Consider the following 25,587-nt stretch of genomic DNA (forward strand, 5'->3'; position numbering starts at 1 on the left):
TCAAATTTGGCCTGTGGCGCAGTAGCGATTACGCGACCATAGACTCTGAAACGCACAAACATGAACCCAACCAAAGAAGAAAAGCGGTGCCAATCCATCGGCACCTTCCTGTGCAAGTCCGGTGCCTGCAGGAACGCTAGCCCTTAGCGCCACCGTCTGCCAAGCCTGTTACTAACTTACGCTGTACCAAGAGATAAAACAACATGACCGGAATCGCGACCAATACGGCACTGGCCATTAACATTCCCCAAGAGTAAATGTTGTCCTGCCCGATCCAGGTCGCCAGTCCTAGCGACAGAACCTTATTACTTTCTGACGAAGTAAATACCAGAGCAAACAGAAATTCATTCCAGGCGTGGTTAAAACTGAACATCCCTGTCGCAATGAGTCCCGGCAGTGCCAGAGGCAATGTGATTTTCCGGAAAGCCTGCAAGCGGGTACACCCATCTATCATGGCGCTTTCCTCAAGGCTTGCCGGTATGGCATTGAAATACGATTTCATATACCAAAGCGTAAGAGGCAACGTGAAAGCGGTGTTACCAATAATAAGTGCAAATAAAGTGTCGGCTAATCCCAGCTCTATGACATATATGTAGAGAGGAATCACAATCAGCACCTCTGGCAACATATAACAAAGCATGGTAATTCTGGAAAAACCCGCAATCCCGAAAAACCGGAAGCGACTGATGCTGTATGCACCCAGTCCGCCGATAACAAGGGACAAAGACGTCGCGCCGACGCTGACGATCAGACTGTTTAAAAAATAAAGGCTAAAACTGGTCTGGGTGAAGAGGTCCGAATAGTTCTCTAACGTCCATTCTGCCGGAAGAAAATTGGGTGGAAACAGATACATCTCGTTTGGCAACTTAAACGAGGAGATAACCATCCAGAACAAGGGAAATCCCACTACCGTGACCATGGTAAGCGCAAGCATATAGATCATCGCCCGGTTCGACAGGCGCTGGAATTTTGCTATCGCACCCTCGCCGAACAGAGCGTCGACGCCGGCCTTGGGTCGCGGCGACCCGTTGAATGTGGAAGTAAGTTGTTTATTCATTGTCTATCCTCTGCCAGCTTGATCAAAACAAAATAGATCCCCAGAAGGAATGCCAATATGACGCCGGTCACAATGGCAATCGCTGCCGCGTTTCCTGTTTCAAAGTCCACAAAGGCCTTTTGGTACACTAATACAGGCAACGTCGTCGTCGAATCCAGCGGTCCGCCACCGGTCAGAAGATAAATGATGTCAAACTTGTGAAAGGTCCATATTGTTCTTAACATTGCCGTCAGCAAAAATACCGGAAGCACATGCGGAAGTGTGATTTTGACAAACTGTTGCCAGGCGCTGGCCCCGTCTATTTTGGCCGCTTCATACTGCTCCTGTGGGATCGCCTGCAATATTCCAAGCAACGCCAGAACGACAAAGGGAAAAAACTTCCAGGCGCCGACCAGAATAACGGACAGCATTGCAGTATTGGCACTGGTCAACCACAACAAAGGCTTCTCAATGAGCCCCACCTTTAGCAACAGGTAATTGAGCACTCCCACAATATCGTGGAACATGTACTTCCAGATCAATACTGCCACCACGGTGGGAATCAAATATGGCGCCAGCACAATCGCCCGTGCGATGCCGCGTCCGAAAAACGTTTTGCTAAGCAACAACGCAATTGCTGTTCCGATGAGCATATCCAAACCCACGCTGCCAAATACCCAAATAATGGTATTGACTAGCGCACGATAGAAAGTATCACTGGTCAGGACGTCGATAAAGTTCGACAACCCTACAAACGGGCCGCTATGCTCACCGAGTCCGACCTCTTGAGTACTTAATATCGCAACCAGTACTGTGGGAATCGCCACAAGTAAAAGCAGTATCACGGCACTGGGCAATAATGTACAGTACGCGATAAAGCGATCGCCTTTTAGGGCAGAGATAGAGTCAGACATGTTAATGCTCCCTGGCGTTAACATTAGGTCCTGACTTTCGACGAGTGACCGCCTTGCCGGTGTTCCCGGACTCAAAATAATGCAATCCAGTTTCGGGAACGGCAAATGTGGACACTTCGTTTAACGGAATCGATCCCTTGAACGTATTTGGTACCCTCGCAATGACCCGATCAGAGAAAAATGGGCCGCGTGTCGCGCCATAATAGATTTTCTCGTCGCCCAGATACTCCGCCCGGTACGGTTCGAATGGCACTTTCACCAAGCTCGTATTGTTATCAAAGAAGGACTCAGGCATGAAATTCTCGGGCCTGAACCCTGTGATGAAGTTTTCGCCCTGTATAAGATTCATCGGGGGAGTCCCGATAAATGTCGCAACAAACGTGTCGGCAGGCTGTTCGTAGATCTCCTGAGGAGTACCGATCTGCCGAATGCTGCCACTATCCATTATCACGATTCGATCGCCTAGCGCCATTGCCTCGGTTTGATCGTGAGTGACGTAAATTGAGGTCAGTCCGACTCGCTCCTGAAAATCCCGGAGTTGCTCCCGTGCAGATTGCCTGAGTTTTGCATCCAGATTCGATAACGGCTCATCCAGAAGAAAGACAGAAGGTTCTCGGACCAGGGATCGAGCCAATGCACAACGTTGGCGTTGACCGCCGGAGATTTGCCTTGGTTTTCTCTCGAACAAGGGCGCTATTTCCACCATGTTTGCCGCCCACTTAACCTTTTCATCCAGTTTGGAACCCTTCCACCCTCTCATGCGTAGCGGAAATGCGATATTCTCATAAACAGAAAGGTGCGGGTACAAGGCGTAATTCTGAAAGACCATGGATATATCACGATCCTTGGGCGGCAATTGTGTCACCACCCTGCTGCCTATGATAATGTCGCCCTCCGTAGGCATCTCAAGCCCGGCGATCATACGCAGCAAAGTTGACTTTCCACAGCCGGAAGGCCCAAGCAGAACAACAAACTCCCCATCCGCCACGTTGAGTTGGATATTTCCAACTGCTTTATGTTTTTCAAATACTTTATTAATATTTCTTATTTCAAGACTGGCCATAATTCCTCCTATTTCTGTGAATTCATATGACAGATGTCAATCACCCGTCGAACACGCGAGGCTGCGCCCCGCTGATTTTTCTGCAAGGGCCAGTAAATGACTATTGGCTTGCTCCAGCACGGATCGCAACTGAGAAAGCTGATTGGATTGCTTTGTCAAATCGGATTTGCGCCGCGCGATCATTTTTTCCATTGTCTCCGGGGCAGGTCCGCCGGTTGCGGTACGCAACTTTATATTCAGCTGTGGATTGAGCGACTTCTCGATCGCCAATGGCTCAATATTCAGTGTTATGCCGAAAAGCTTTTGCGCAGCTGCATCCAAGTCTTCCGATGAAATACTGAGCGCAGTACGAGATGACTCAATGGTCTCCCGCACTACCATTCCGACAATATTATGCGCTTTTCTGAATGACAGCCCGGTCTCGCGAACGATGACATCTGTTAGCTCAGTAGCCGTACCAAACCCAACCTCTGCCAAGTGGCTCATTCTCTCGTGATTGATTTTTAACGTCTGAAGTACGCCTGAAATAATTTCACTTGCAAGCGACGTTTTCGCTATTGCTTCCATAAGCGGCACATTCGGTGCGGTTACGCCATCGTTGACATCGGCAAAAGAGGTATTTTTCGAGCATGCCAGAGCAGTTACCAGTGAACCGGTGACATACGCAACAGAACCTTTGACATGCTCGAGCGCCTGAGGATTCTTCTTTTGCGGCATAATACTACTGACACTGGAGAATTCATCGGCCAATTCAATCATTCCATATTCCATGGTATTCCAGTTCTGCAAGTCAGTAGCCACCCGGGAAATACCTGTCATGAGTACGGCGATGGCGGCAGCGGCCTCGTGCGCATCGTCCCGGCTGGCGACACCGTCGTACCCCACTTCTATCAGACTCGGAAAACCCAATAGTTTGCTGACGTATTCTCTATCGATGGGAAAACCAGTCGTACTTAGTGCGCCAGAGCCCAAGGGACAGCAATTGCTGGTTTCCAATGCGTGATTGACCCGTATATAATCACGGTTTAACAAGTCTGCGACAGACAGCAGATAGTATCCAAGGGATATCGGCTGAGCGTGCTGCGAGTGCGTATATCCGGGCATAATCGTGCCTATGTTTTGTTCGGCAAGCGTCAGCACCGACTGTCTTAGCTGATTCAGATTCTCCATCAAGGCGATCAACTTCTCACGAAGCGCCATACGCCACGATGTCGTATTCAGGTCGTTTCGGCTGCGACCGGTGTGCATTCTGCCGCCGGTATCCGGTCCAAGTTGCCCGATGATATAAGACTCCACATAGGAATATAAATCTTCCTGCAGATAGTCGATATCCAACGTAGCCGCACCATTTTTCTTTAGTAGAATCAAGGTTTTCAGGATTTTCGTCACGCTATCCGAATCAACAATACCCTGACGCTCAAGCATGAGTGAATGCGCCAGGTGAATATTCATTTCATGCTCGAACAGATATTTGATACCCGCTTCCACCGCGGGTTTGTAATAGGACTGCACAAGTGTTTTTGCAGGTGGTGACTTGACTCTTTCTCTCAAAGAGACGATTTCTTTTTCTTGCATACGGATTCCTGTTTTATTCTGTGTAAATAGATATAGCGGTTATTTTTTCTGGTTATCAACCAGTGCCTGCATTCTTTTCTGGCCCCATTCTGCTGCTTTTTCGGGACTCTCGTTGTTCAACACAACCCGCTGTACTACTTCAGCAGGGATGTTGCGGGCGATAATCGGACCGATATACGGATTGACGACACCGGATTTGACTACCCTTCCGTTCTCGAATTTTGCTCCGGCTTCAGTTTCGAAATCCAGGCTGTTTGACGTATCAAAGGGAATGTCGGCCAGATTCCGGATGCCTTTGAGTTGGGAAATACCCTCTTCCAGCACCGTTTTCTGCACATTCTTCAGCGGAGGGATCAAATGAGGGAACGCGGTCAATGAAAAATCGCGGCTGCGTTCCGCTGTCAATATGTACTTAAGAAACTTCTTGGCCGCTTCGGGGTTCTTTCCACCAACCTTGGGACTTGCGACTGCATAGTTGTTTACGCTAAGAAACTTGACGCCGACGCCAGACGGACCAGCCGGCATTTGCGCTGCCGAGGTTTTTTCAAGCAGGTCAGGCGTATTTGTCGCAACGTTTGCAATCAACCGCGGTGCATAAATGTCCAGAGCCACTTTTCCAGTCAGATACGTGTTGATCATCTCGCTGTATGAATACGAAGCAATTCCTGCTGGCGAATAGGTTGCCATTTTCTTTAAAAAGTTCAGCGCGGCGATGGTCCCAGGATTATTGAATGTCACATTCAGATCCTTATCAAAATAGGTTCCGCCTGCCGACCACATCAGTGTCGAAAAAAACATGGTGTTCATGCGAGTCTTTGCGGCAGGGAAAATGAACCCGTACGAACCGTCTTTTGTCATCTCCTGGGCAATGGCTTCGGTTTCCTCCCAGTTTTTGGGCACCTGTTTTCCGGCTTCCTTCAGAAGGTCATTACGGTACCAAAGCACATTGAAATTGCCCAGGGTGTACGGCAGATCGTAGACATGTCCATCAATTCTCATTATCGAACCATCGACAAAGTTATCGCCACCAATTTCGCCATAGAGATCATCCAGCGGTACAACGTAGCCTTTTTTGGCGAACTCGAATCGCTCTTCCGAGAGCAACTTAAAAACATCGGGCATTGATTTGGAGCTCAACGACGAGACAACCTTCTGCAATCTCCCGTCGGTGCTGGTCAACTCCATGGAAACTTTTATTTCCGGGTTCTGTTTCTCAAATTCAACAATGGCGTTCTTATAAAAAGTGACGCTGGGCGGATCTGTTTCATTATTCAAGAAACGGATTTCCTGTTTGGCTTGCGCCATGGCGCTTCCAGAAATTACTGCGGCGCATAGCAATGTACAACCGATGCTTTTATTCAGATTATTGACGGACATGTTGTCTCCTTATTTTGTATGATTTGTCTCGTATTGGGTTCCTGCACTCTATATCACTGATCAACTCGATATTTCTTTATGAAATCTGCGTCAAATTCGAGATCAAAGCCAGGTCCTTGTGGTACCTCTATTGTTCCGTCTTTGATAGACGGTCGGTTCGCAACCAGTCGCGGCCACAGTGGGTCACGCTCCAGGTTGGCAAAGCATTCTACATAGGATCCATGTGCAACTGCGGCAAGCATATGCGTAGCTATTTGAGGCTCCTCATGATGGGCCATTTTTACACCATGCACCGCGCACATTCCCGCTACGCGGCGCCACTCCGTGATACCGCCACTTTCGGATGCATCCAAATTCACATAATCAACAGCATCGGCCGCCAGCAGTCTGCGTACACCGTGACCCGACATTTCTGATTGGCCGGCATTGATAGGAATATGAGTCTGCTTCCTGACCTGCGCCATCATGAAGGCGTCGTCATACCAGTGGCATGGCTCTTCGAACCAGCTGATATCGAGGTCCTCAATCAGGTGGGCAAACTTGATCGCATCCTGTACATTCCAACCCCGGTTGGCATCGACTGCAAGAATGAAATCGGCGCCGGCCCCGTCGCGAGCGGCGGCAACACGTGCCGCATCTTCCTTGGGAGACAGCCCACCAACCTTGACCTTGCACCCTGCCATGCCATTGTTTTTGAGCCAATCCATCTCTCTGGCCAGATCATTTAGCGTTTTGTCCTTTTCGTAATAACCGGCGATAGAAATGATCGGCAGGCTTTGACGATACCCTCCAAGCAGTGTTGAAACATTACTGGAGCAGGCCTTGCCCAGCAGGTCCCAAAGAGCGGTATCCACACATGCGATGGCCTCCAACACGAGCTTGCGTTGTTGGTGCGAAAGGGTCTTGAGAAACATCTTCTCCCACAACTTTTCTATCTGGGATGCGTCCTCGCCGATCAGCAGCGGTGCCAGTTCATTCTGTATGATTTGGATAATATCTTTTGTGTGGTCGCGATTGTCGCCGTTATAAACCTGGCTTACCAGACCATCATCGGTCTTTATTCTGGTAATCACAGTGCAGCGTTTCAGCACGTTGTACGTGCTTCCGCCAAAATTTTTCTTAAGTGGAATCTCCAGAGGAGATGTTCTCTATTTCCCGAATTCGCATGTAAATTGCCTCATTAATGATTTTTGTGAACAACGAAGTTGTCACTATTTTTTAAGAAACCTAACGTTTTTACACTTTAACGTGGCAATTACATATGCGATAGAGTAATATTTCTTATACCAGATATCTACTTTATAGATAACAATGACTCTTGATCAATTGGAAATCTTTGAGTTGGTTGCCCAACTGGGTTCTCTGTCTCAGGCAGCAAAGGTGAGTGAAGTAGCTCAACCGCTAATCAGCCGCAAGCTTGCCCAAATAGAATCCGAATGGGGAGACCGGCTATTTCACCGAACTGGACGCGGTGTCGCGCTAACGGATTTCGGTCGCCGGATCCGGCCCCAGGTTCAGTCGCTATTGGTTCAGGCCAGGCGCTTGAATGAGGAAGTTAAAAATGCGGCCGGCGTCCCCACAGGTACAGTTTGCATAGGCATCTTGCCTTCGCTGTCGCGCGAATTTGTAACTTCGATATTTTCGGATATCAGAGCCGTTGCACCCGCTGTTCGCCTGCAGATCATGGAAGGGCTCTCCGGCCAACTGGACGAATTACTTGTTTCGGGCAGACTAGACCTGGCGATATTGAATCGCTACAGAAAGGATGTGAATCCATCTGAGGATGTTCTCGGACAGGTCGAGTCATTTGTCGTAGGCAAACCTGACTCGCCGCTGCTCGACAATTACTCCATTTCGTTCAAGGATCTCAAGGACGTACCTTTGGTTCTGCCTGCTGCTCCTAATGGTTTGCGCGCTGTATTAGAGCAAAACGCCAGCAAAAACGGATTCAATTTAAATGTTGTTCTGGAAGTCGGCTCTTTATCCACGATGCGTACCATCGCCACCAACGGTGACGCGTTCACAATATCGCCATTTCTGGCGGTAGACAAAGAAGTCGTCGCAGGCACCCTGAAGGCGGTGAAGCTCATTGATCCAAGTATCGCCCGAATCATCACATTGAGTATATCTAAGCACCATCCGATTTCACTTGCGGCGCGCCTGGTGGTGCAGCGTGTCAGAAAACTGATTCCGGCTCTGATCGAAGAAGGAATAGCCAAGGCAGAAAAGCATGTAAGCCCGAAGGGTATGGGCCAGCAATAAACAGCGTTTCTATTTGCGTAGCGGTAAATAGATGGAAGCCCAAAGCCTCACGCTTTGGGCCAGCGGCAGCATTATTCAATATCCGAATCTCAGGATATACTTCCAGATAGGTCGCAAAAACTGAGCTGTTGGGCCGTTACCTGAAAACGCTGTCACTGGCGTTACTTTTTTTTGCGCCTCCCACCGCATTTCCGCTTTTTTTTTGAATTGACGGATGTGGGTACAAAAATAGCAACGATATGACAGCCATACGCATTATGATCACTGCCCTATTTTCAAATTGCGCTGCTTTACCAGACTCTCCCACTTATCGCGATCCTCCTCTATGAACTTCAGCAAGCCTTCGGGCGTCCCCGGCGCAATTTTCATTCCTGCGGCAGTGACAGCCTCTCTAAACTTCTGGGTCTTAACAATATCAGAAAGAAATTCGTTAAGCCGTTCTATGCGTTGCTGTGGTACGCCTTTCGTCGTTGCCAGGGCAAACCATTGGCTCGCATCATACCCGTCAATTCCCGCCTCGGCTACTGTCGGCACGTTCTTTAGCGATGGCAAGCGGTAAGTCGTGGTCACTGCATAGGGTTGTAACGCACCGGACGCAATGTGAGGCAGCACCGGCGTAGGGCCAAGTATCGCAAGCGGCACCTGGGCGCCAACAACATCAGATACCGCTTGCCCGCCCCCTTTGTAGGGAACCTGCACCATTTGCGTGCCAGCGAGCTGGTTGATCATTTCCCCGGCCAGATGTTGCGAAGTGCCGGTGCCTGATGTTGCATAATTCCATTTGTGTGGGTTTTGTTTTGCGTCTGTGATAACGTCAGCGAAACTATGTTGTGCGTTGGAAGCAGGCCCCACAATAATCATCGGACCTTCTGCAAGCATGATTACGGGGTCCAGCCCTTTACCGATGGCCGGCTCTTCACGCGGAAAGATAATGGGGCCGGGAACGGTAATAAGCAGCGTATCGGCCGGCCGGCTATTGGCGACCAGATTCAATGCAAGTGCACCCGACGCGCCAGGGCGATTTTCAACGACGACGCTCTTTCCTAGTTTTTTTGCCAGCTGTTCTGCTGCAATACGCGTCAGAATATCGGCCGTGCCGCCGGGCGCAAAGCCGACGATCCACCTGACGGGCCGCTGCGGCCAATTTGCTTCAACTTCTGACGCAGCTGCAAACGAGATATGGCACTGCGCCAGCATTGCTGCCATTAAAAATACACATTTTTTTTGGATATTCATGGAATCCAACTTGGTGGATGGTTATTGTGAATCCGGCGTACCGGGTAAGGTATGAGGATACGTTTTTGCGCTTTCATTGAATACATTGACCATTTTTAATACCGGCCCCAACACCCATGTATTGAAGATCAGCACGTCCGTTTCTTCCTTCGGGTCTGAGAGCAGATTGAACAAATAAGGCGACTCCAGTTTCCCTTGACCTTTATTGACTTCGGGTTCCCAATAAAAATGCAATTTCCAATGTCTCCACTTCACTGCGCGAAGTTCGCTTTTTATATAAAATAAGAAACCTTCCCGACATGATGTCTTTTGTTTCCCCGTAAAAAACGCGGTCTGATCTATTCCATCTATTGGTCGATCTGTCGGCACACCGGCGCCTGCAATTGCAGCTAACGTAGCATATAAATCAGTCACATGAACGATTTCATTGCTTGTACAGCCCGCGTTCACGCGCCCAGGCCAGCGGATAATAAATGGCACGCGCAGGCTGCCCTCCATTGCCGTATGATAGGTCCCTGTCCATGGGCCCGCTGTTCCGCGATAGGGACGGCGAAATTCGGGACCATTATCACTACAAAAAATGAACACGGTATTGTCTGCTATGCCGAGCTGCTGCACAGCGGCATCAATTTGTCCGACGCGATGATCCATCTCAACCATTGCATCTGCAAAATCCCCAGCATTCGTGCGCCCCGCAAAATCGGGATGCGGCAGCGTAGGAAAATGAAGATGGACCATGGGAAGATAGAGAAAAAAAGCCTTGTTCTGCTCTGTGTTGCGCCTCATAAAATGAATAGACTTGTCAACCAGCTCTGCATCGATCTCTCGTCTCGTTTCCAGATCATATACCTTGACATTGTCGGAAGCGCCGTTTTTCTTTCCTTGCATAATGTAGGGTAAATCAACGACTGTTGGATCAAAGCCAACGGTCGAGGTAAACTGACTTTCATCGGTCGTGCGAGGAATACCGTACCACTCATCGAAGCCACGGTCACTTGGATAGCGTCCCGGGCAGTCGCCCAAATGCCACTTGCCAAAATGCGCTGTGGCGTAGCCCTGGTTGCTCAGTAATTGCGCCAGCGTTATTTCATTCCGATTCAATCCTTGAGGCAGCCCAGCCGGAACCGACTGCAGGCAGCCAGTTCTGATCGGGTGACGTCCACTCATCAATGCAGAACGTGTCGGTACGCAATCGCTTTCAACGTTGAAGTTATGTAGCAGCATGCCCTGAGCCGCGAGGCGATCAATATTGGGGGTGGGGGCTCCACGCAACGCACCACCGCCATAGCAGCCCAACTCACCCCAACCGAGGTTATCGGCAACGATTAATATGATATTCGGTGACGAATCCGGCATCTGTACCTCAAAAAATGATTATGTGAAAAACATCTTCCAAGTGTAGGACCAGTCTCGTACAATTAGATTCCAATTATGCGCATATTAATGAATACTATTCATGAATCTAAGTTTCCGTGACATCGAGTACTTTTTAACCCTGGCCGAGTCGGGACATATGGGGCGAGCCGCGGCTACGCACGGCGTGACGCAATCCGCACTATCCAAGTCGTTGAGCAGGCTGGAAAAGGAAACCGGTCTGACGTTATTTGAACGTTCGTCACGCCGCATATGGCTAAATGCGTCAGGCCGGGCTTTTGTAGACCACGCAAAGCTTCTTTACGCGCAATATCAGGATGCCTTGCAAAATACGAGCGCACTTCGGACCGGTGCAGCAGGAATGCTGAGAATTGGCGCCACCGCAATTACGCTCGATAACATTGTCGCTCCTGCATTGCGATGGCTTATGCCCAAGCGCCCTGCCCTCAAAGTGTCATTGACAACCGGATTATCGGATTCGCTATTTGAGCAGGTAAAACACGGTGATCTGGACCTGGTCATTGCACCGATCTATGGCGACAGCATCGCGGAACTGGATCATAAAGTGCTGATGCAAGATACGATGAAAATCGTTGCAAGCAAGCACCATCGCTTATTTAGCACGCCTACGCTCCACATAGCTGAGCTTCAGGCGTATGGCTGGATCGCGCCCTTAGCGGGTTCTTCCGCGCGGCAAGCCTTGATGCATTGGCTTACCGAGCATGGGTTGAACGAACCTCGGATCGCTTTGGAAGTGCCACTCGTATCTAAAGGTATTCTGGATATTGTTGCGAGCACAGACTTTATCTCGTTTGCGCCTGAATCATTACTCCTGCCAGACTTGGGTTCCGGTGTTGCGCCCTTGCCGATCGTACTGCCGCAACGCAGAAAACTTTGCCTGTTGTCCCGAAAAGGCGCACATTGGACCCCCTTAATGGAAGGCTTCAGAGATGCCGTGGAAAATTGCATCTGAAGCAGCTACCGCCGTATCACCGTTTGACTTATGGTGCCAAGCGCATGACTACTTCGGCATAGTGTTCAGGAACTTCCTGTGGGAGATTTTGCCCAGCATCACTCACAAGGATTTTCTCGTACCTTCCAACAAAATGTGGGCGATCTAAATCGACTGGCATGGAAGGATCGACCCCATCGTCCTTGCCCTCCAGAATAATGCTGAGCACTTGTATGGCCGGATGTGCCAGGCATTTACATGTGTCGGCGCTTACAAAGCTGCTGCGAATATATTACTGATTTTCGGTATCTAACGATAATTCAAGAATCATTCTTGTTCTTCCGCCATTACTATGTATCAAGAAACATTTCAATTTCTTCTTTGATGATCCTGGCCACAACAACCTGACGTTTCTGCGTCATTCGGTTATCAAGCGCAGCGACACTAACGCCGCCCACGACCCGTCCTTCCTTGTCATGTAACGTAACGCCAACCCCGGTTACTTGCTTAACGGCGTGGCTGCCGATGACCGCATAACCATGTTTACGCGCTTTAGCGACGCGAGATCTGAGATCATCCAGTCGTAAGGTCCGATACTTGAGAAACCGCGCACGGTTGGCATTCAAATAATACTCAGTTTTTTCTTCGTCAAAAGTAGCAAGCATAGCCAATCCGCCCGCCCCGACGCCGATAGGTTGCCTGTTCCCTACCGGAATGGCCAGGGCTTGTATCGGGTAAGACCCCACCTCGCGGGCAATACAGAGCGTGTCAAGGTCCTGCAACATAACGAGAAAAGAAGCATCTTCCGTGCGTGCAGATATGGCTCTTAACAGCGTACCGTAACGCATAGAAAGCGACGACTGTCTTGAAAGCGATTCCCCCAGTTTTTTGCAATAACTCCCAAGATAATATTTTTTACTACGCGAACTTCTTTCAAGTAGACCTGCTTGTGCCAACTGAGTCAGCAAACGTAACGCGGTGGGTTTGCCAAGAGCCAGTTGTTTACAAACGTCAACCAGACGCAGACCTTTTTCCTGATGTTCCTCTACTGTTTTGAGAACGTGGATCGCCTTTTGCACGCTAGTGTATTGAGTCATCACGTTATTTAACGATAAATTCATAAAGTTTCATATGTTGAAACTTTACATCAATTTGGCCGGGTTAGCCAGAGTTGTTGCTCCTGCTTCGCAAACGTACGATTGAGCTCAACCAAATACGGCACAAGGCAACACCATGAATGTATACATTACCGGCATCGGCCACACCCAACTTGGACGACACCCCGAACTTTCCGTTAAGGAGCTAACTGCACTGGCGGTCAATCTTGCACTGAAAGATAGCGAAAACCTGCTGGATGACATTCAGGCGGCTTGGTTCTCGAACGTTCGCCAAGGGCAGATGGAGAACCAAAACTCAATACGCGGACAATGCGCATTGAATGCAATGGGATTCAATGGCATTCCTATTTTCAATATCGAAAATGCATGTGCGAGCAGCAGTTCAGGCCTATTTAACGCTTGCATGGCAATCGAATCCGGCATGTTCGATACCGTCTTGGTTGCCGGCACAGAAAAAATGTTTTATCCGGAAAAAAAAGCAGAGATGATGACCGCCTTTTTTGGCGGTACCGATATCCACAAACTCCAGGATACTTGGGGATTTTTCTGCGATTTGGAGACAGATCCTGAAATCCGGGCCAGGTTAAATACACCAGGCGCGTGGAATACCCAGAGTTTCTTCATGGATATATATGCTGCAATGGCCCGCCAGCATATGCGCGCATACGGGACGACACAAAGACAAATCGCAGCCGTGGCAGCGAAAAATCATGCACACTCAACCATGAACCCGCTAGCGCAATACCAGAAGGACATGTCCATCGCGCAGGTGCTGGAGAGTCCAGAGATTGCCTGGCCACTGACGCGCGCTATGTGTGCACCGATTTCGGACGGCGCGTCGGCCGTCATTCTTTCAAGCCCGCGTGCATTGACCGGTTCGAACCGAGCGCGCGCGATACGTATTGCCGGCTTGGGTGCCTCTAGCACCGTCAATCGCCCGATCACTGATATGGAACAACACTGCGTGCATCTGGCAGCCAAACGTGCTTATGCCATGGCCGATATCACGCCGCAAAATATCGATGTTGTCGAAGTGCACGACGCCTCGAGCTTTGCGGAGCTCCTGCAAATAGAAAACCTTGGATTATGTGCCCGGGGAGAAAGCGGCGCGTATACGGAAAGCGGATCCAGCAGCCTGGGTGGTTCGGTGCCGGTCAACGTGTCAGGCGGTTTGGTATCAAAGGGGCACCCTATCGCGGCCACAGGTCTTATACAGATTCACGAGCTGGTCACGCAACTGCGCCATGAAGCGGGTGATCGACAGGTACGAGGAGCCAGAACCGCTGTGGCCGAAAACGGGGGCGGTTTTCTCAAATACGAAGATGCCGCCGCGATAGTAACCGTACTTAGTAACCGGCAGGACTAAGATGCAACCAATCGACTTCTTTCTTCGCGGCACCCGCTTGCATCCAGAACGTCAAGCGGTTATTGATGTCGGCACCGGCCTGACGTTAAGTTACGGTGAGCTGAAGATGCAGGCATTTTCCCTGGCCGCTGCCCTCCAAGCGTTATCTGAGAATAAACGTCCTGTTGTTGCAACCCTTGCGGGAAACTCGATCGAAATGCTACTGGGCATACTGGCAACGTATGCTTGTGGAGGGGTGCTGGTACCACTCACTCCCACTGCAGTGGAAAAAGATATTGCGCGACAACTGGAATGCGCTCGACCGGATCTGATCCTGTACGACAAGGATTATGCACATCTGATCGATTCATACAAGGGTAAACGACTCTGCACTAACTCCACAGCAAAGCACTCGGTTTCGCAATTGATAAAAAAGTACACAGGCACTGTACCTGAGAGGCCTTGGTGTGAACTCGAAGAGATAATCGCAATTAAATTTACAGGGGGATCATCTGGTACGCCAAAGGCTGTGCAGCAATCATTCCGTTGCATCAACACCATGGTGGCCTCTCTCATGTTGGTTTATGAGTTTGATAGCCACGAGCGCTTTCTGCTGGCTCCTCCCATGACTCACGGAGCGGGTACTTTTGTATTGCCAGTCCTTGGCGTGGGCGGATGCCTTGTCATTGCCAACAAAGCGAGTGCGGCGCAACTACATCGAATCATGGCGACATATCGGATCACTTCGACCTGGCTGCCTCCTACATTGCTCAAAAGACTGGTCGATGAGCAACATACTCAGCCAGTACCCTTCCCGGCGCTGCGCAACATGCTTTATGGGGGAGCCCCATGCCCTTTGCCGCTTCTGAATCAGGCAATCGACTGCTTCGGCCCCGTGTTGGGGGTGACTTACGGGCTCACCGAAGCGCCAGTCATCATTGCGGGACTTCCAGGAAGGTTGGGCTCACTACCGGAGAATCGCGGCAGCGCAGGCCATTGCGGTCCGATGACACGCGTCGCCGTCGTCGGCGTCGACGGATTTCCCAACGAAACGCCCAATACGACAGGGGAAATCGTTGTTACCGGCGATCTGCTCATGTCAGGCTATCTTAATATGCCCGAACAAACCTCCGCAGTCATGAGAAATGGCTGGTTTTATACCGGCGATATCGGCTACATCGATGAACGTGGTTATCTTTTCATTAAGGGCAGATCGAAAGACGTCATTATCACAGGCGGCTTTAATGTTTACCCGTCGGATGTGGAGGCAGCGTACTTAAGACACCAGGCCGTCAATGAATGTATCGTTTTCGGAGTACCCGACGAAACGTGGGGAGAGCGAGTCGAAATGGCAGTTGTCCTGACCACGCCGGGCGTTCTGGATCCGGAGGCGCTCACTAACTTTGGCAAACAAGAAATGGGTTCCATCCGGACGCCCAAAAAAATTTACATTTTGGATTCTTTTCCCAAAAACGAGTTGGGAAAAATCGACAAAAGACGCATTGTGACTTCCTTGCGTGACGAAAACTGATAAGAGAGAGATTAACGATGAAAATGAAGACAAAGTTCGCCGCACTGGCCGGCCTGGTAGCAGTTACATTAAGTTGTTCGGCAGTGGCCGCTTTTCCTGAGCAGCCCATACGGTTCGTTGTGGGATTTCCCCCTGGTGGATCTACCGATATCGTAACGCGCATTCTCGCTGACGGCTTATCCAAAGAACTGGGGCAAACGGTCATCGTGGATAATAAAGTGGGTGCCGGCGGAGCCATTGGTGCGGCCTCTGTCGCTGCAGCCAAACCCGACGGATACACACTATTTCTGGGCACCGTCGCTACAAACGTCATTAACCCCTTGCTGCGCAAGAGCATTAAATTCGATCCGATCAAGGATTTCACCATGATTGGTGAGGTGGGTTATTACACCAATTTGATCCTTGTCAACGCCGATTCCCGGTATCAGGACCTGAAAGCATTGGTCGCAGATGCCAAAAATAAGCCGATGTCTTACTCAAGCCCTGGCGCGGGCACATCCCCGCATATGACGGGCGAATATTTTAAGATGCTGACACAGACAAGCATTCAGCATGTTCCTTTCTCAGGCAGCGGCCCGGCGCTCACTGCACTTATGGGTAACCATGTAGATGTCGGCTTCGATAATCTGCCTGCCGCGCTCGGCTTGGTGAAATCGGGAAAAATCAGAGCCCTTGCAATTACCAGCACAAAACGCATCAAAGAGTTGCCGGATGTGCCGACGGCCGATGAACTTGGCGTGTCGGGTATGAGTGTAGACGCCTGGGTTAGCGTCATGGGCCCTGCTCATATTCCACAAGACAGATTAAAAGTGCTAAGCACTGCCCTGCGCAAGGTACTGGCAACACCCGACACCGTAAAAAAGCTTGAAGCCAATGCTGTTACTATCAAGGCGACGAACCCCGAAGACCTTCAACAATACATTGAGTCCGAAACAAAAAAATGGAGAAATGTCGTTGAAACATCAGAGGTCAGTGTCGAATAAGAATGGTCGCAACGGGATTTGAGCGATCGAGAATCAATGTATGTGGAATAGTAGCCCGCGTGCATTGATTCCGCTTGCTTCCGGCGCTATGGCGCGTCGTATTTGCGCATGTGCCGGCTGGTAAATTGATTATTCTTTAATAAACTCAGCATCTGCTTAACACTCTTTTCACAGCAATTGCTCACTGAGCCTCTCAGTGTTGCCACTGCTCGTCTCTTATCTCCTTCAAGCGATGCACTCAGAATGTCTAAATGCTCGCTCAAAGATTTATCAATACGATGAGAGTTCAGGCGATTGCTCACGCGAAATGAACGATCCAATGCTTCTGACTCAGTAGACGTACAACAAGATTGGTCGACTCAACAATGCCCGGGATGCTGTCCGGCTCCCTTCACGGTGATCCTGCCAAATCGCCCCGCTGGATGCCGCACTCGCAGGCTCGGGTGTGGATGGCAACATCAATATTATTATGAGATCGTCATATCGGCTGAGGCCCTCGACCGGTAAACTCGACCCGACTTATTGCTTTATGTATTCTTTAAGTATCGTTGCAATGTAATGTGTCGAGAACGAAAGCAGTAATAATAATCGCATCAACCATAAATCTTATCCGGATCTCGGCGTTAAATTCATTCCATTGTCTACTTAATTTATGAAAATTACTCGCTTGTTGTGACTAAATGGCCCAGGTATTATCGGAAAAGATAAATCTGAACCGGAACCATCATGACGAATCCTATTCCCTCCTTTGCTCATGCCAATGTGACGCGCGACGAGCGTGGCATATATACGTTGCAAATCACGGATGCCAAGAGCCTGAACATTTTGGCTTCGCCAGTCACACTGAGCTTGACTGAAGCCTTCTGCTGGATTTCTCAACAGCAGGATGCCCTTGCGCTTGTCATCAGGGGATCGGGCGAAAAAGCGTTTATTGGAGGTGCCAATATCTATGAAATGGCAGAGCTTGACCCACAGGAAGCCCGTAGTTTCATTACCCGTCTGCGCCAGTTGTGTGAGACAGTCGCAGCCATTCCTGTACCCACGATCGCACGCATTCCAGGATTCTGTCTGGGCGCAGGATTAGAATTGGCCGCAGCATGCGACATCCGCTTGGGTTCGACCGATGCAGTATTCGGCATGCCTGAAGTGCGCGTTGGCATGCCCTCGGTCATTCACGCCGTATTGCTACCCTCACTGATTGGCCAGGGCGCCACCAATTGGCTACTGCTCACGGGCGAAACCATTGATGCCGAGCAGGCATTGCGTTGGGGGTTTCTGCAATTTGTAAGCGAACCAGCAACGCTTGACGCGCTGATAGAACGCACGATCGCCCCCATTGCCGCCAGTGGCCCATGCGCAGTACGTTCGCAAAAAGCGCTGCTCAGCTACTGGGCCAAATCGAGCATTGAGGCAGGTCTTGATCGCAGCGTACAGACTTTCGGCGAAACCTTCACCACAGACGAACCACGTCGCTATATGGAACCCTTTCTTACACGTAAGCAACATCGGGAGACAAAATAATGGCAGGGCCACTCAGGGGAGTGCGTGTCATAGACATGACTTCCATTGCCATGGGCCCATACGCCACTCAGATCCTGGGTGATATGGGTGCAGAAGTGATCAAGGTCGAAGCGCCGGAAGGAGATGTTTTCAGAGCTTCAGGGCCAGCCGCGAACCAAGGTATGGGGCCTGCTTATCTTAACCTGAATCGCAATAAGTACAGCGTCACACTGGACGCAAAGAAACCCGGCGAGCTAGAGCAACTGATGCATCTTATCGACGGTGCTGATGTCTTCATTTCCAATGTGCGCCCGGTTGCACTCAAACGACTTGGCCTGGATGCGACAACGCTGTGCGCACGCAGCCCGAAGCTTATTCATTGTGCGGCAGTGGGTTTTGGCCAGAACGGGCCTTACGCTGCGCAACCGGCGTTCGACGATATCATACAAGCGATGAGTGGTCTTGCAGATCTGCAAGGGCACAATACAGGCGTTCCAGCCTACGTGAATACGATTCTAGCCGACAAGGTAGCCGGCCTGACGCTGGCCTATGCAATCCCAATGGCGCTATTTGAACGAGAACGTTCCGGGCAGGGGCAGTCGATCGAAGTACCTATGTTCGAGACATTAGTTTCGTTCAATCTGCTAGAGCATATGAGTGGTCACAGCTATGTGCCACCGAAGGGGCCGATGGGCTATAACCGGGTACTCTCCCCGCAACGTCGCCCCTACCCTACCCGCGATGGTTTTCTGGCACTGCTGCCATACACCGATGCGCAATGGCAACGGTTTTTTGCCCTCGCAGACAGGGCCGACCTAGCATCTGACGTCCGCTATAGCAACGCATCTTCGCGTGCACGACACTTCAACGAGCTTTACAAAGATCTAGCCGACATCGTTGTTCAGCGCGACACGGCCCAATGGATTGCACTCCTGGCGGACGCCGACATTCCCCATGCGCGCGTGAACACGCTTGAGTCATTGCTGGACGATCCGCATCTGAGTGCCACCGGCTTTTTCCAGCATGTCCAACACCCCAGTGAAGGACCACTGATCACAACCTCGATACCAGTTCGCTTCTCTCGCACCCCGGGCCAAATCAGGTCGCTCGCGCCACGTCAGGATGCCGATCGCGATATACTGTAAGCGAATCGCTAAGGCAATCGTTCCCGGTAGCGCACGAGCACACAATGAACTTCACTCTCAAACAATTACGCGTCTTCTGTGCGCTCTACGAACTGCGCAGTTTCACTGCCGCCGCTCGTGCATCATTCTTGACACAGTCTGCCGTCAGCAAGCTGTGCTCCGATCTCGAAACAGAAGTGGGTCAGCCGTTGTTCGAACGTTCCACGCGCAGTGTTACGCCTTGCGATGGTGCGGCCGATTTTTATGCCTATGCACAGGAAATTCTGGGTACCGTGCGTGCTGCCGAGCGCAGCCTTTGCGGGTTACGTACCCTTGAACGCGGAAATGTCGGAGTGGCGACATCGCCGCTTATGATGGTAGGTTTAATGGGGAAAATTATCGCCGACTACCATCGCGCCCATCCCTGCGTAACGCTGGATCTTTTTGAATTATCCACCGACGACACCATCGAACATGTGCGCAACGGCCGCGTCGACTTTGGCATCGTTTCACTGGAAATTCCTGCCGATGAACTGACTACACGAGTTATCTACCGGGACACCATGTACGCAGTGTGCGCTTGCGACCATCCCCTGGGCCATCGAGATGCTGTTTCCTGGTCCGATGTGGCTGAACATGAACATATCATGCTGCGCAATGTGTACAGCGTGCGACGCAGCCTGGACCGTGTTGCCGCGGAACTTAACCTGCAATTTCGCTACCATATTGAGGCCGGAATGCTCACTTCAGCGCTGCAGTTTGTGGGAACAGGCCTGGGAATTACCGTGATTCCGGGCTATGCCTGCACGTTGGCACGCCAGCTTGGCCTGCGCGTGTTACCCATTGACGGCGAACGCAACCTTGATCATCAACTATGGCTGATCCTCAGGCGCAGCACGCGGTTAACGCTAGCCGCCACAGAGTTTCTACGACTCACCGAAGCGTATCTCCAAGAACGCCAGGATCGTGAGAATACACTTTAGGACGGAGTTAAATGTATGAAAACGCATCTTTTATAGAAAAAAATCCCGCAAGTATCATACGACTTCTAATTATCAACCGAGTCGCCGCCATCCCAATGATGCACGTTGTTTGCGAGGAGATGCGCAATACAAGTCGCTCAAGGAATTAGTTGATTGCCGCGCAAACAAAAGCCTCTAAGCTCCCCGTATAGCTCTTCCACCAGCCGACACTGCAGCGTCAGGTGTAGCCGGTGTCAAAGAGATCCGGTGACAATTATGCGTTGCGTCCCCCTTGAATGTACACACGTCTGCGACTCGTGCTGCACACCAATATCACGACTGCAAATGCTGGCCGAAGCATAACAAATACAGTATTGTTTGCCATTCGCCGCCTACCTATTCCATTCCAAGATAAATCCATGAGAATTATTCGCTTGTTCGACATTAATTCCGAACGTACGATGGGTCACCATTCAAATAAAACAATTGCAATATGCACATGGAGGAACAACAATGTTAAAGCGCATCATTATCAAAAGCCTGGGTTTTATCATGGCCATGACCCTTGCCACTGTCCCTTATACTAGCCATGCCGCCGAACAGCCCACTCGAATCGTCGTCGGCTTTGCCCCCGGAGGAGCTGCGGATATTCTGGCACGGACATTTGCCCAATGGCTGCACGAGCATCTGGGCGAAACCTATATCGTAGAAAACCGGCCCGGTGCGTCGGCCCAAATCGCAGTGGATCATACCAGGCGCTCGACACCTAACGGCAAAACAATTCTCATTACATCGCCATCTCCGATCATCGTTTTCCCGTTAACCTACAAAAAGCTGGGATACGATCCGGATAAAGATCTGATACCCGTCGCGCATTTGGTCGATGCACCACAAGCTTTCGCTGTCAATGCGACCAGTCCCATTAAATCGATGAAAGAATATCTCGCGTCAGTCAAAAAAAATCCCAATGCAGGGGCTGTCGGCATGGTAACGCTTGGCAGTCCGACGCATTTCGGCCTCTTGACACTTGGGCACGCCATTGACACTCCATTAATGCCGGTGTCATACAAGGGAGTAGCTCCTATGCTGAGCGATGTCATCGGTGGTGTCTTGCCAGCCAGTATCAACCCGCTTGCAGGTCAGACGGAACTATACAAGGCAGGCAAAATTCGTTTTCTTGCAGTTACCGGCACACATCGAAGCAAGCTGCTGCCCGACCTGCCCACGATGAAGGAAGCTGGCGCAGACGGATTTGACATGGCTTCCGGTTGGTTTGCCGCGTTTGTGCCTGCCGGCACACCGAAAGAAACCGTAGATAAGCTTGAAAAAGCTTTTATGGCGGCCGCTAAAGACCCAGTGATTCGTGAAAAGCTTGGCGATATAGGTCTTGAAACCACTGGATGGTCTGGTAATCAGTTGCGCCAGTTCATTCAAACGCAGCGCGATTACTGGAAACCCATCATTTCTGCGTCCGGCTTTACGGCTGACTCATAATCGAGCACGCCACTCAGTCTTCTTTTACATGCTTTCTGTGAATTTTTGCCATGACATCTTCTGCCACAATCATTTTTTCAGCCCGCAATATCCTGACGATGAACCCTTCGCAACCGCAAGCGACACATGTTGCAGTACGCGACGGCAAGATTCTTGATGTTGGGGATGCATCACTATTTAATATATGGCCTGATGCCCAGACAGATGACCGGTTCAAGGAAAAAGTTCTCATGCCGGGACTGATTGAAGCGCACAGTCATCTACTGGAAGGCGGCATGTGGAAATTTGTGTACATCGGATTTTACGATAGGCGCGGCCCCGACGGTCGCCTATGGAAAGGGCTGAAAAATTTCGAAGCAGTCGTATCCCGCCTACAGCAGGCTGAAGCCGCACTCGCAGACTCAGACACCCCCCTATTGGCGTGGGGATTCGATCCCATTTATTTTGGCACTCAGCGGATGTCTATCCAACACCTTGATCAGGTCTCAACTACCAGGCCAGTCGTGGTGCTCCATGCCAGCGTGCATCTACTCAATGTCAATAGTGTCATGCTGACAGAGGCAGGCATAACCGCAAAGGCGGTGATTGAAGGCGTCACCACAGACGAGGATGGCCTCCCAACCGGCGAATTACGAGAGTTCGCTGCCATGTTCATGATATTCAGAAAGATTGGCAATGTATTTTTTGATGCGGGCCAGAGTGAGGAAGGGATCTGGAATTTCGCGAAACTGGCCCGCTTGGCTGGCGTCACCACTGCAACGGACTTATCCCATGCGCTTGCGGACGAGACGGTCGACAGTCTTGCAAAAGTTACTGCAAATGAAGATTTTCCGTTGCGCCTTGCCGCTGCCTACTCCCCCATGCGTGATGGCAGTGGCAGTAGCGTCCAGAGGGTAAAGGGTGCGATGCGGCACAATAGCGACAAACTGCATTTCGGCTTGGTCAAACTAGTGATCGATGGCTCGATCCAAGGCTACACCGCGCGCGTGGGCTGGCCAGGATATCACAACGGGACGCCAAATGGTGTTTGGGTAATTGCCCCTCAGCAAGTACGTGAACTCTTGCTGGAATATCATCGCGCTGGGTTGTCTGTACACATGCATGCCAATGGTGATGAAGCTACCGATGTGGCCATCGATGCGGTAGAGTCAGTACTGATGGAGCACCCCCGTTGGGACCACAGACATACGCTGCAGCATTGCCAAATGGCCAGTGCCGCTCAATTTCGGCGTATGGCACGTCTGGGAATGTGTGCAAATCTTTTTGCCAACCACATATATTATTGGGGAGATGCCCACTATACTTCGACAGTAGGACCCGCTCGTGCCGAAAGAATGAACGCGGCAAAAACGGCATTGACCTGCGGCGTACCAATCTCATTGCATTCAGATGCACCTATCACACCCATCGGACCATTGTTCACGGCGTGGTGTGCTGTCAACCGGATTACATCAAGTGGACGAACCCTTGGGCAACATGAGCAGATTCAGGTCCACGAGGCATTACACGCAATGACGTTGGGAGCCGCGTACACGCTCAGGCTTGATCATCTTATCGGAAGCATAGAGATAGGCAAGCTTGCTGACTTCGCAGTCTTAGAGGCCGATCCATTAACGATCCAACCCGAAGACCTGGCAAAAATCGGCATTTGGGGAACTGTTCTTGGCGGCAAGGTTTTCCCGGCAGTAGAAAACGCCTGATAGCGAGGCCAGACAGACCGCACCGCTCCCTAGCGGCAGTTAGAGGGGCCAGTGGCCCGACCAATAAACTAGCGTATTAGTTTAGCTTCCACTTAACGCTCTTTTCATAGCGGTTGCCAAATGACTCTCCAGTGCCGCCGCTGCGCGCTTCTTGTCCCGATCAAGCGCTGCATTCAGAATTTCCAAATGCTCATTCAAAGCTTCAACAACACGATCAGAATCCAGCCGGTTGCTCACACGCATCAACCGTATCCTGCCGGCATTAATTTGATAATCGCGCGTGACCACGTCATTGCGCAGACTGGCAATAATCTCGTCATGTAAGCGCCAATCGATCTCCACAGCCTGCTCCTGAAGAGCCCTATTAAATCCACAAGAGTTCAGCGCGTCCAGAACACGCCTGGTATCCTCCGCCAGATTCAATATGCTTTCCTGGTTGGCATTTTCAACATAATGCTCAATGGCATATCGCTCCAAAATTTTTCGATAATTGAACGCATCATTTAACGCTTTGATCGTGCAATCGGCTATTTGAATGCCTCTCTGAGGATAAACCCGTAACAGTTGCTCATGTTCGAGCTGCATAATCGCTTCCCGGGCGGCGCCCAGAGGAACCCCCGCAAGCTCTGCGAACTCTCGCTGCGTAATAAATTGACCTGGCTCAAGGTCACCGCTCATCAATCTACATTTCAATCTTTCGTATGCGTCTAGTCGGCTCATAGCAACGAATCATACCACATGTTGACAAATGATTTGATAGTAATTTATATTAGATTAACTACTGATTAATTACTAATATATTAGACGGATTAAATGACCCATTCCAACTGTAAGGTTGCGCCGATTACGGTAGCACGAGTTATAGCGTATCCACTAAGAGTCCGTGTCAAGCAAGGCCCGGAATCCTCTCTGGGACCCATGCCTGTAAGACAAGGGTGTTTGCTTCGATTGGAAGATAGCGACGGGGCTTACGGCTGGGGAGAAATTTGGTGTAATTTCCCACCCCACGCTGCGGAATCCCGGGCTTTTCTTGTTCAAGATGTCATCGCGCCATATTTGCAAGGGCAAACTTTCCAGGATTGGAGGCAGCTGCGCGCCGTGCTAGAAGAAAAAATGTTGCGGATGATGATTCATACAGGAGAATCAGGGGTATTTTCTCAATGCTTCGCCGGTATTGACATGGCAGTGGCCGATTTGTGCGCACGTCGGGCCAACGTGAGCATGGTTCAATTTTTGGGAGGATCGGGCATTGATTCTGTAAGTACATACGCCAGCACCCCTTCCAGCGGCAACCTTGAAAGTCAGTGTAACGAAATAAAAAATGCAGGGCATTCCGCGATCAAACTGAAAATTGGGTACGAGCCTATCCGAGACATAGCAGCAATAGGTGCAGCCCGAGAAGTACTAGGAAGCGAGTTTTCAATCATGGTTGATGCCAACCAAGCATGGAGTTATTCACAAGCAAAGGCACAAATTTCTGCACTAGAGCCGTTCCAGATCGACTTTATTGAAGAACCGATACTAGCCAGTGAAGATTTGAGTGTTTGGAAGCGTCTGTCCGAATACAGCCCAATTGCTCTTGCTGCAGGTGAAAACATTTCATCTCAATCCAGGTTTGAAGACCACATAAACGATCACTCTTTGCACATTGTGCAGCCCGATGTCGCTAAGTGGGGAGGAATTAGTGGTGCCGTAAGCATAGCTCGCTATGCCAATGCCCACGATGTCCAATGTTATTTGCACTTCATGGGCACGGGGCTAGGTCTAGCCGCCAGTCTACATGTTCTTTCAGTGATCGGCGGCGACGGTGTAAATACCCCATCTTTAATACACCACACACATAGAATTTATAATGTTAATTTATAGTCAATGGGTGTCATGTCATTGAGTGAATCGTGCGGTCTTTCGGTGTTGTAAATCGTTGTCCAGTGTTCCGTGATGTGTTGAACTTGCTTCAACGACGTAAAAAGATATAAATCTAATACCTCTTGGCGGTACGTACGATTGAAGCGCTCAATATAGGCGTTTTGATAGGGGCAAC

Annotated in this window: 22 protein-coding genes; 11 read left to right on the plus strand and 11 right to left on the minus strand. The window is 50.3% G+C overall.

Annotated features, from left to right (window positions below):
* Positions 1-136 precede the first annotated feature (136 nt).
* Genes CAP48_RS12695 through CAP48_RS12720 form a run of 6 tightly spaced genes read right to left on the minus strand, consistent with a single transcriptional unit; the run spans position 137 to position 7,038 of the window.
* On the minus strand, positions 137-1,057 hold the full coding sequence (locus tag CAP48_RS12695) for a carbohydrate ABC transporter permease (RefSeq protein ID WP_100697286.1): 921 nt from the start codon (positions 1,055-1,057) through the stop codon (positions 137-139).
* Positions 1,054-1,950, minus strand: coding sequence for a carbohydrate ABC transporter permease (locus CAP48_RS12700; RefSeq protein WP_161495256.1), 897 nt, complete (start codon positions 1,948-1,950; stop codon positions 1,054-1,056). Before CAP48_RS12700 ends, CAP48_RS12695 begins: the two co-directional genes overlap by 4 nt.
* A gap of 1 nt (position 1,951) precedes the next feature.
* Positions 1,952-3,013, minus strand: a complete 1,062-nt coding sequence (locus tag CAP48_RS12705; protein ID WP_100697290.1) for an ABC transporter ATP-binding protein — start codon at positions 3,011-3,013, stop codon at positions 1,952-1,954.
* A gap of 36 nt (positions 3,014-3,049) precedes the next feature.
* Entirely contained in the window at positions 3,050-4,588 is a 1,539-nt protein-coding gene (argH, locus tag CAP48_RS12710; protein WP_100697292.1) for an argininosuccinate lyase, read from the minus strand.
* 39 nt (positions 4,589-4,627) lie between these two features.
* Complete coding sequence (locus tag CAP48_RS12715; protein WP_100697294.1) at positions 4,628-5,965, minus strand: ABC transporter substrate-binding protein; 1,338 nt, start codon at positions 5,963-5,965, stop codon at positions 4,628-4,630.
* Between the two features lie 53 nt (positions 5,966-6,018).
* The gene (locus tag CAP48_RS12720) at positions 6,019-7,038 is read right to left on the minus strand and encodes a mandelate racemase/muconate lactonizing enzyme family protein (protein ID WP_242444479.1); all 1,020 of its coding nucleotides are present in this window, start codon (positions 7,036-7,038) and stop codon (positions 6,019-6,021) included.
* A gap of 238 nt (positions 7,039-7,276) precedes the next feature.
* Between CAP48_RS12720 and CAP48_RS12725 the strand changes: the two genes are divergently transcribed.
* Complete coding sequence (locus tag CAP48_RS12725; RefSeq protein ID WP_100697298.1) at positions 7,277-8,227, plus strand: LysR family transcriptional regulator; 951 nt, start codon at positions 7,277-7,279, stop codon at positions 8,225-8,227.
* Between the two features lie 261 nt (positions 8,228-8,488).
* On the opposite strand, the gene CAP48_RS12730 is transcribed toward CAP48_RS12725, so the two are convergent.
* Together CAP48_RS12730 and CAP48_RS12735 are read right to left on the minus strand one after the other, a co-directional pair.
* Positions 8,489-9,463: a tripartite tricarboxylate transporter substrate binding protein gene (locus CAP48_RS12730; RefSeq protein WP_100697300.1), complete on the minus strand. Its 975-nt coding sequence runs from the start codon at positions 9,461-9,463 to the stop codon at positions 8,489-8,491.
* 21 nt (positions 9,464-9,484) lie between these two features.
* Positions 9,485-10,819: an arylsulfatase gene (locus CAP48_RS12735; protein ID WP_100697301.1), complete on the minus strand. Its 1,335-nt coding sequence runs from the start codon at positions 10,817-10,819 to the stop codon at positions 9,485-9,487.
* A gap of 100 nt (positions 10,820-10,919) precedes the next feature.
* Between CAP48_RS12735 and CAP48_RS12740 the strand changes: the two genes are divergently transcribed.
* Complete coding sequence (locus tag CAP48_RS12740) at positions 10,920-11,810, plus strand: LysR family transcriptional regulator (RefSeq protein WP_100697303.1); 891 nt, start codon at positions 10,920-10,922, stop codon at positions 11,808-11,810.
* A gap of 329 nt (positions 11,811-12,139) precedes the next feature.
* Here CAP48_RS12740 and CAP48_RS12745 read toward each other — a convergent pair whose 3' ends face one another.
* Positions 12,140-12,910: an IclR family transcriptional regulator gene (locus tag CAP48_RS12745; protein WP_100697305.1), complete on the minus strand. Its 771-nt coding sequence runs from the start codon at positions 12,908-12,910 to the stop codon at positions 12,140-12,142.
* A 112-nt stretch (positions 12,911-13,022) separates the two neighbouring features.
* Between CAP48_RS12745 and CAP48_RS12750 the strand changes: the two genes are divergently transcribed.
* The 8 genes from CAP48_RS12750 to CAP48_RS12785 all read left to right on the plus strand — a co-directional run bounded on the left by CAP48_RS12750 (position 13,023) and on the right by CAP48_RS12785 (position 23,546).
* A complete protein-coding gene (locus tag CAP48_RS12750; protein ID WP_100697307.1) occupies positions 13,023-14,273 on the plus strand; it encodes a thiolase family protein in 1,251 nt (416 codons plus the stop codon).
* Position 14,274: 1 nt separating this feature from the next.
* Positions 14,275-15,783 (plus strand): class I adenylate-forming enzyme family protein, encoded by a 1,509-nt coding sequence (locus CAP48_RS12755; protein WP_100697309.1) that lies wholly within the window; start codon positions 14,275-14,277, stop codon positions 15,781-15,783.
* A gap of 17 nt (positions 15,784-15,800) precedes the next feature.
* On the plus strand, positions 15,801-16,766 hold the full coding sequence (locus tag CAP48_RS12760) for a tripartite tricarboxylate transporter substrate binding protein (RefSeq protein WP_100697311.1): 966 nt from the start codon (positions 15,801-15,803) through the stop codon (positions 16,764-16,766).
* A gap of 726 nt (positions 16,767-17,492) precedes the next feature.
* Positions 17,493-18,287, plus strand: coding sequence for an enoyl-CoA hydratase (locus tag CAP48_RS12765; protein WP_100697313.1), 795 nt, complete (start codon positions 17,493-17,495; stop codon positions 18,285-18,287).
* Entirely contained in the window at positions 18,287-19,411 is a 1,125-nt protein-coding gene (locus CAP48_RS12770; protein WP_100697315.1) for a CaiB/BaiF CoA-transferase family protein, read from the plus strand. The genes CAP48_RS12765 and CAP48_RS12770 overlap by 1 nt, the downstream gene beginning before the upstream one ends.
* 44 nt (positions 19,412-19,455) lie before the next feature.
* Positions 19,456-20,373: a LysR family transcriptional regulator gene (locus CAP48_RS12775; protein WP_100697317.1), complete on the plus strand. Its 918-nt coding sequence runs from the start codon at positions 19,456-19,458 to the stop codon at positions 20,371-20,373.
* Between the two features lie 492 nt (positions 20,374-20,865).
* On the plus strand, positions 20,866-21,846 hold the full coding sequence (locus CAP48_RS12780; RefSeq protein ID WP_100697319.1) for a Bug family tripartite tricarboxylate transporter substrate binding protein: 981 nt from the start codon (positions 20,866-20,868) through the stop codon (positions 21,844-21,846).
* A 50-nt stretch (positions 21,847-21,896) separates the two neighbouring features.
* Complete coding sequence (locus CAP48_RS12785) at positions 21,897-23,546, plus strand: amidohydrolase (protein ID WP_100697321.1); 1,650 nt, start codon at positions 21,897-21,899, stop codon at positions 23,544-23,546.
* Positions 23,547-23,627: 81 nt separating this feature from the next.
* Here CAP48_RS12785 and CAP48_RS12790 read toward each other — a convergent pair whose 3' ends face one another.
* Entirely contained in the window at positions 23,628-24,266 is a 639-nt protein-coding gene (locus CAP48_RS12790) for a GntR family transcriptional regulator (protein ID WP_100697323.1), read from the minus strand.
* Between the two features lie 228 nt (positions 24,267-24,494).
* Between CAP48_RS12790 and CAP48_RS12795 the strand changes: the two genes are divergently transcribed.
* Positions 24,495-25,412, plus strand: coding sequence for a mandelate racemase/muconate lactonizing enzyme family protein (locus tag CAP48_RS12795; protein ID WP_161495258.1), 918 nt, complete (start codon positions 24,495-24,497; stop codon positions 25,410-25,412).
* Here CAP48_RS12795 and CAP48_RS12800 read toward each other — a convergent pair.
* Positions 25,394-25,587, minus strand: a 194-nt coding sequence (locus tag CAP48_RS12800) for an integrase core domain-containing protein (RefSeq protein WP_153045700.1), incomplete at its 5' end; no start/stop codon positions are given. The genes CAP48_RS12795 and CAP48_RS12800 overlap by 19 nt on opposite strands.

It is taken from the genome of Advenella sp. S44, assembly GCF_002810445.1.
Classification (GTDB): domain Bacteria; phylum Pseudomonadota; class Gammaproteobacteria; order Burkholderiales; family Burkholderiaceae_B; genus Advenella.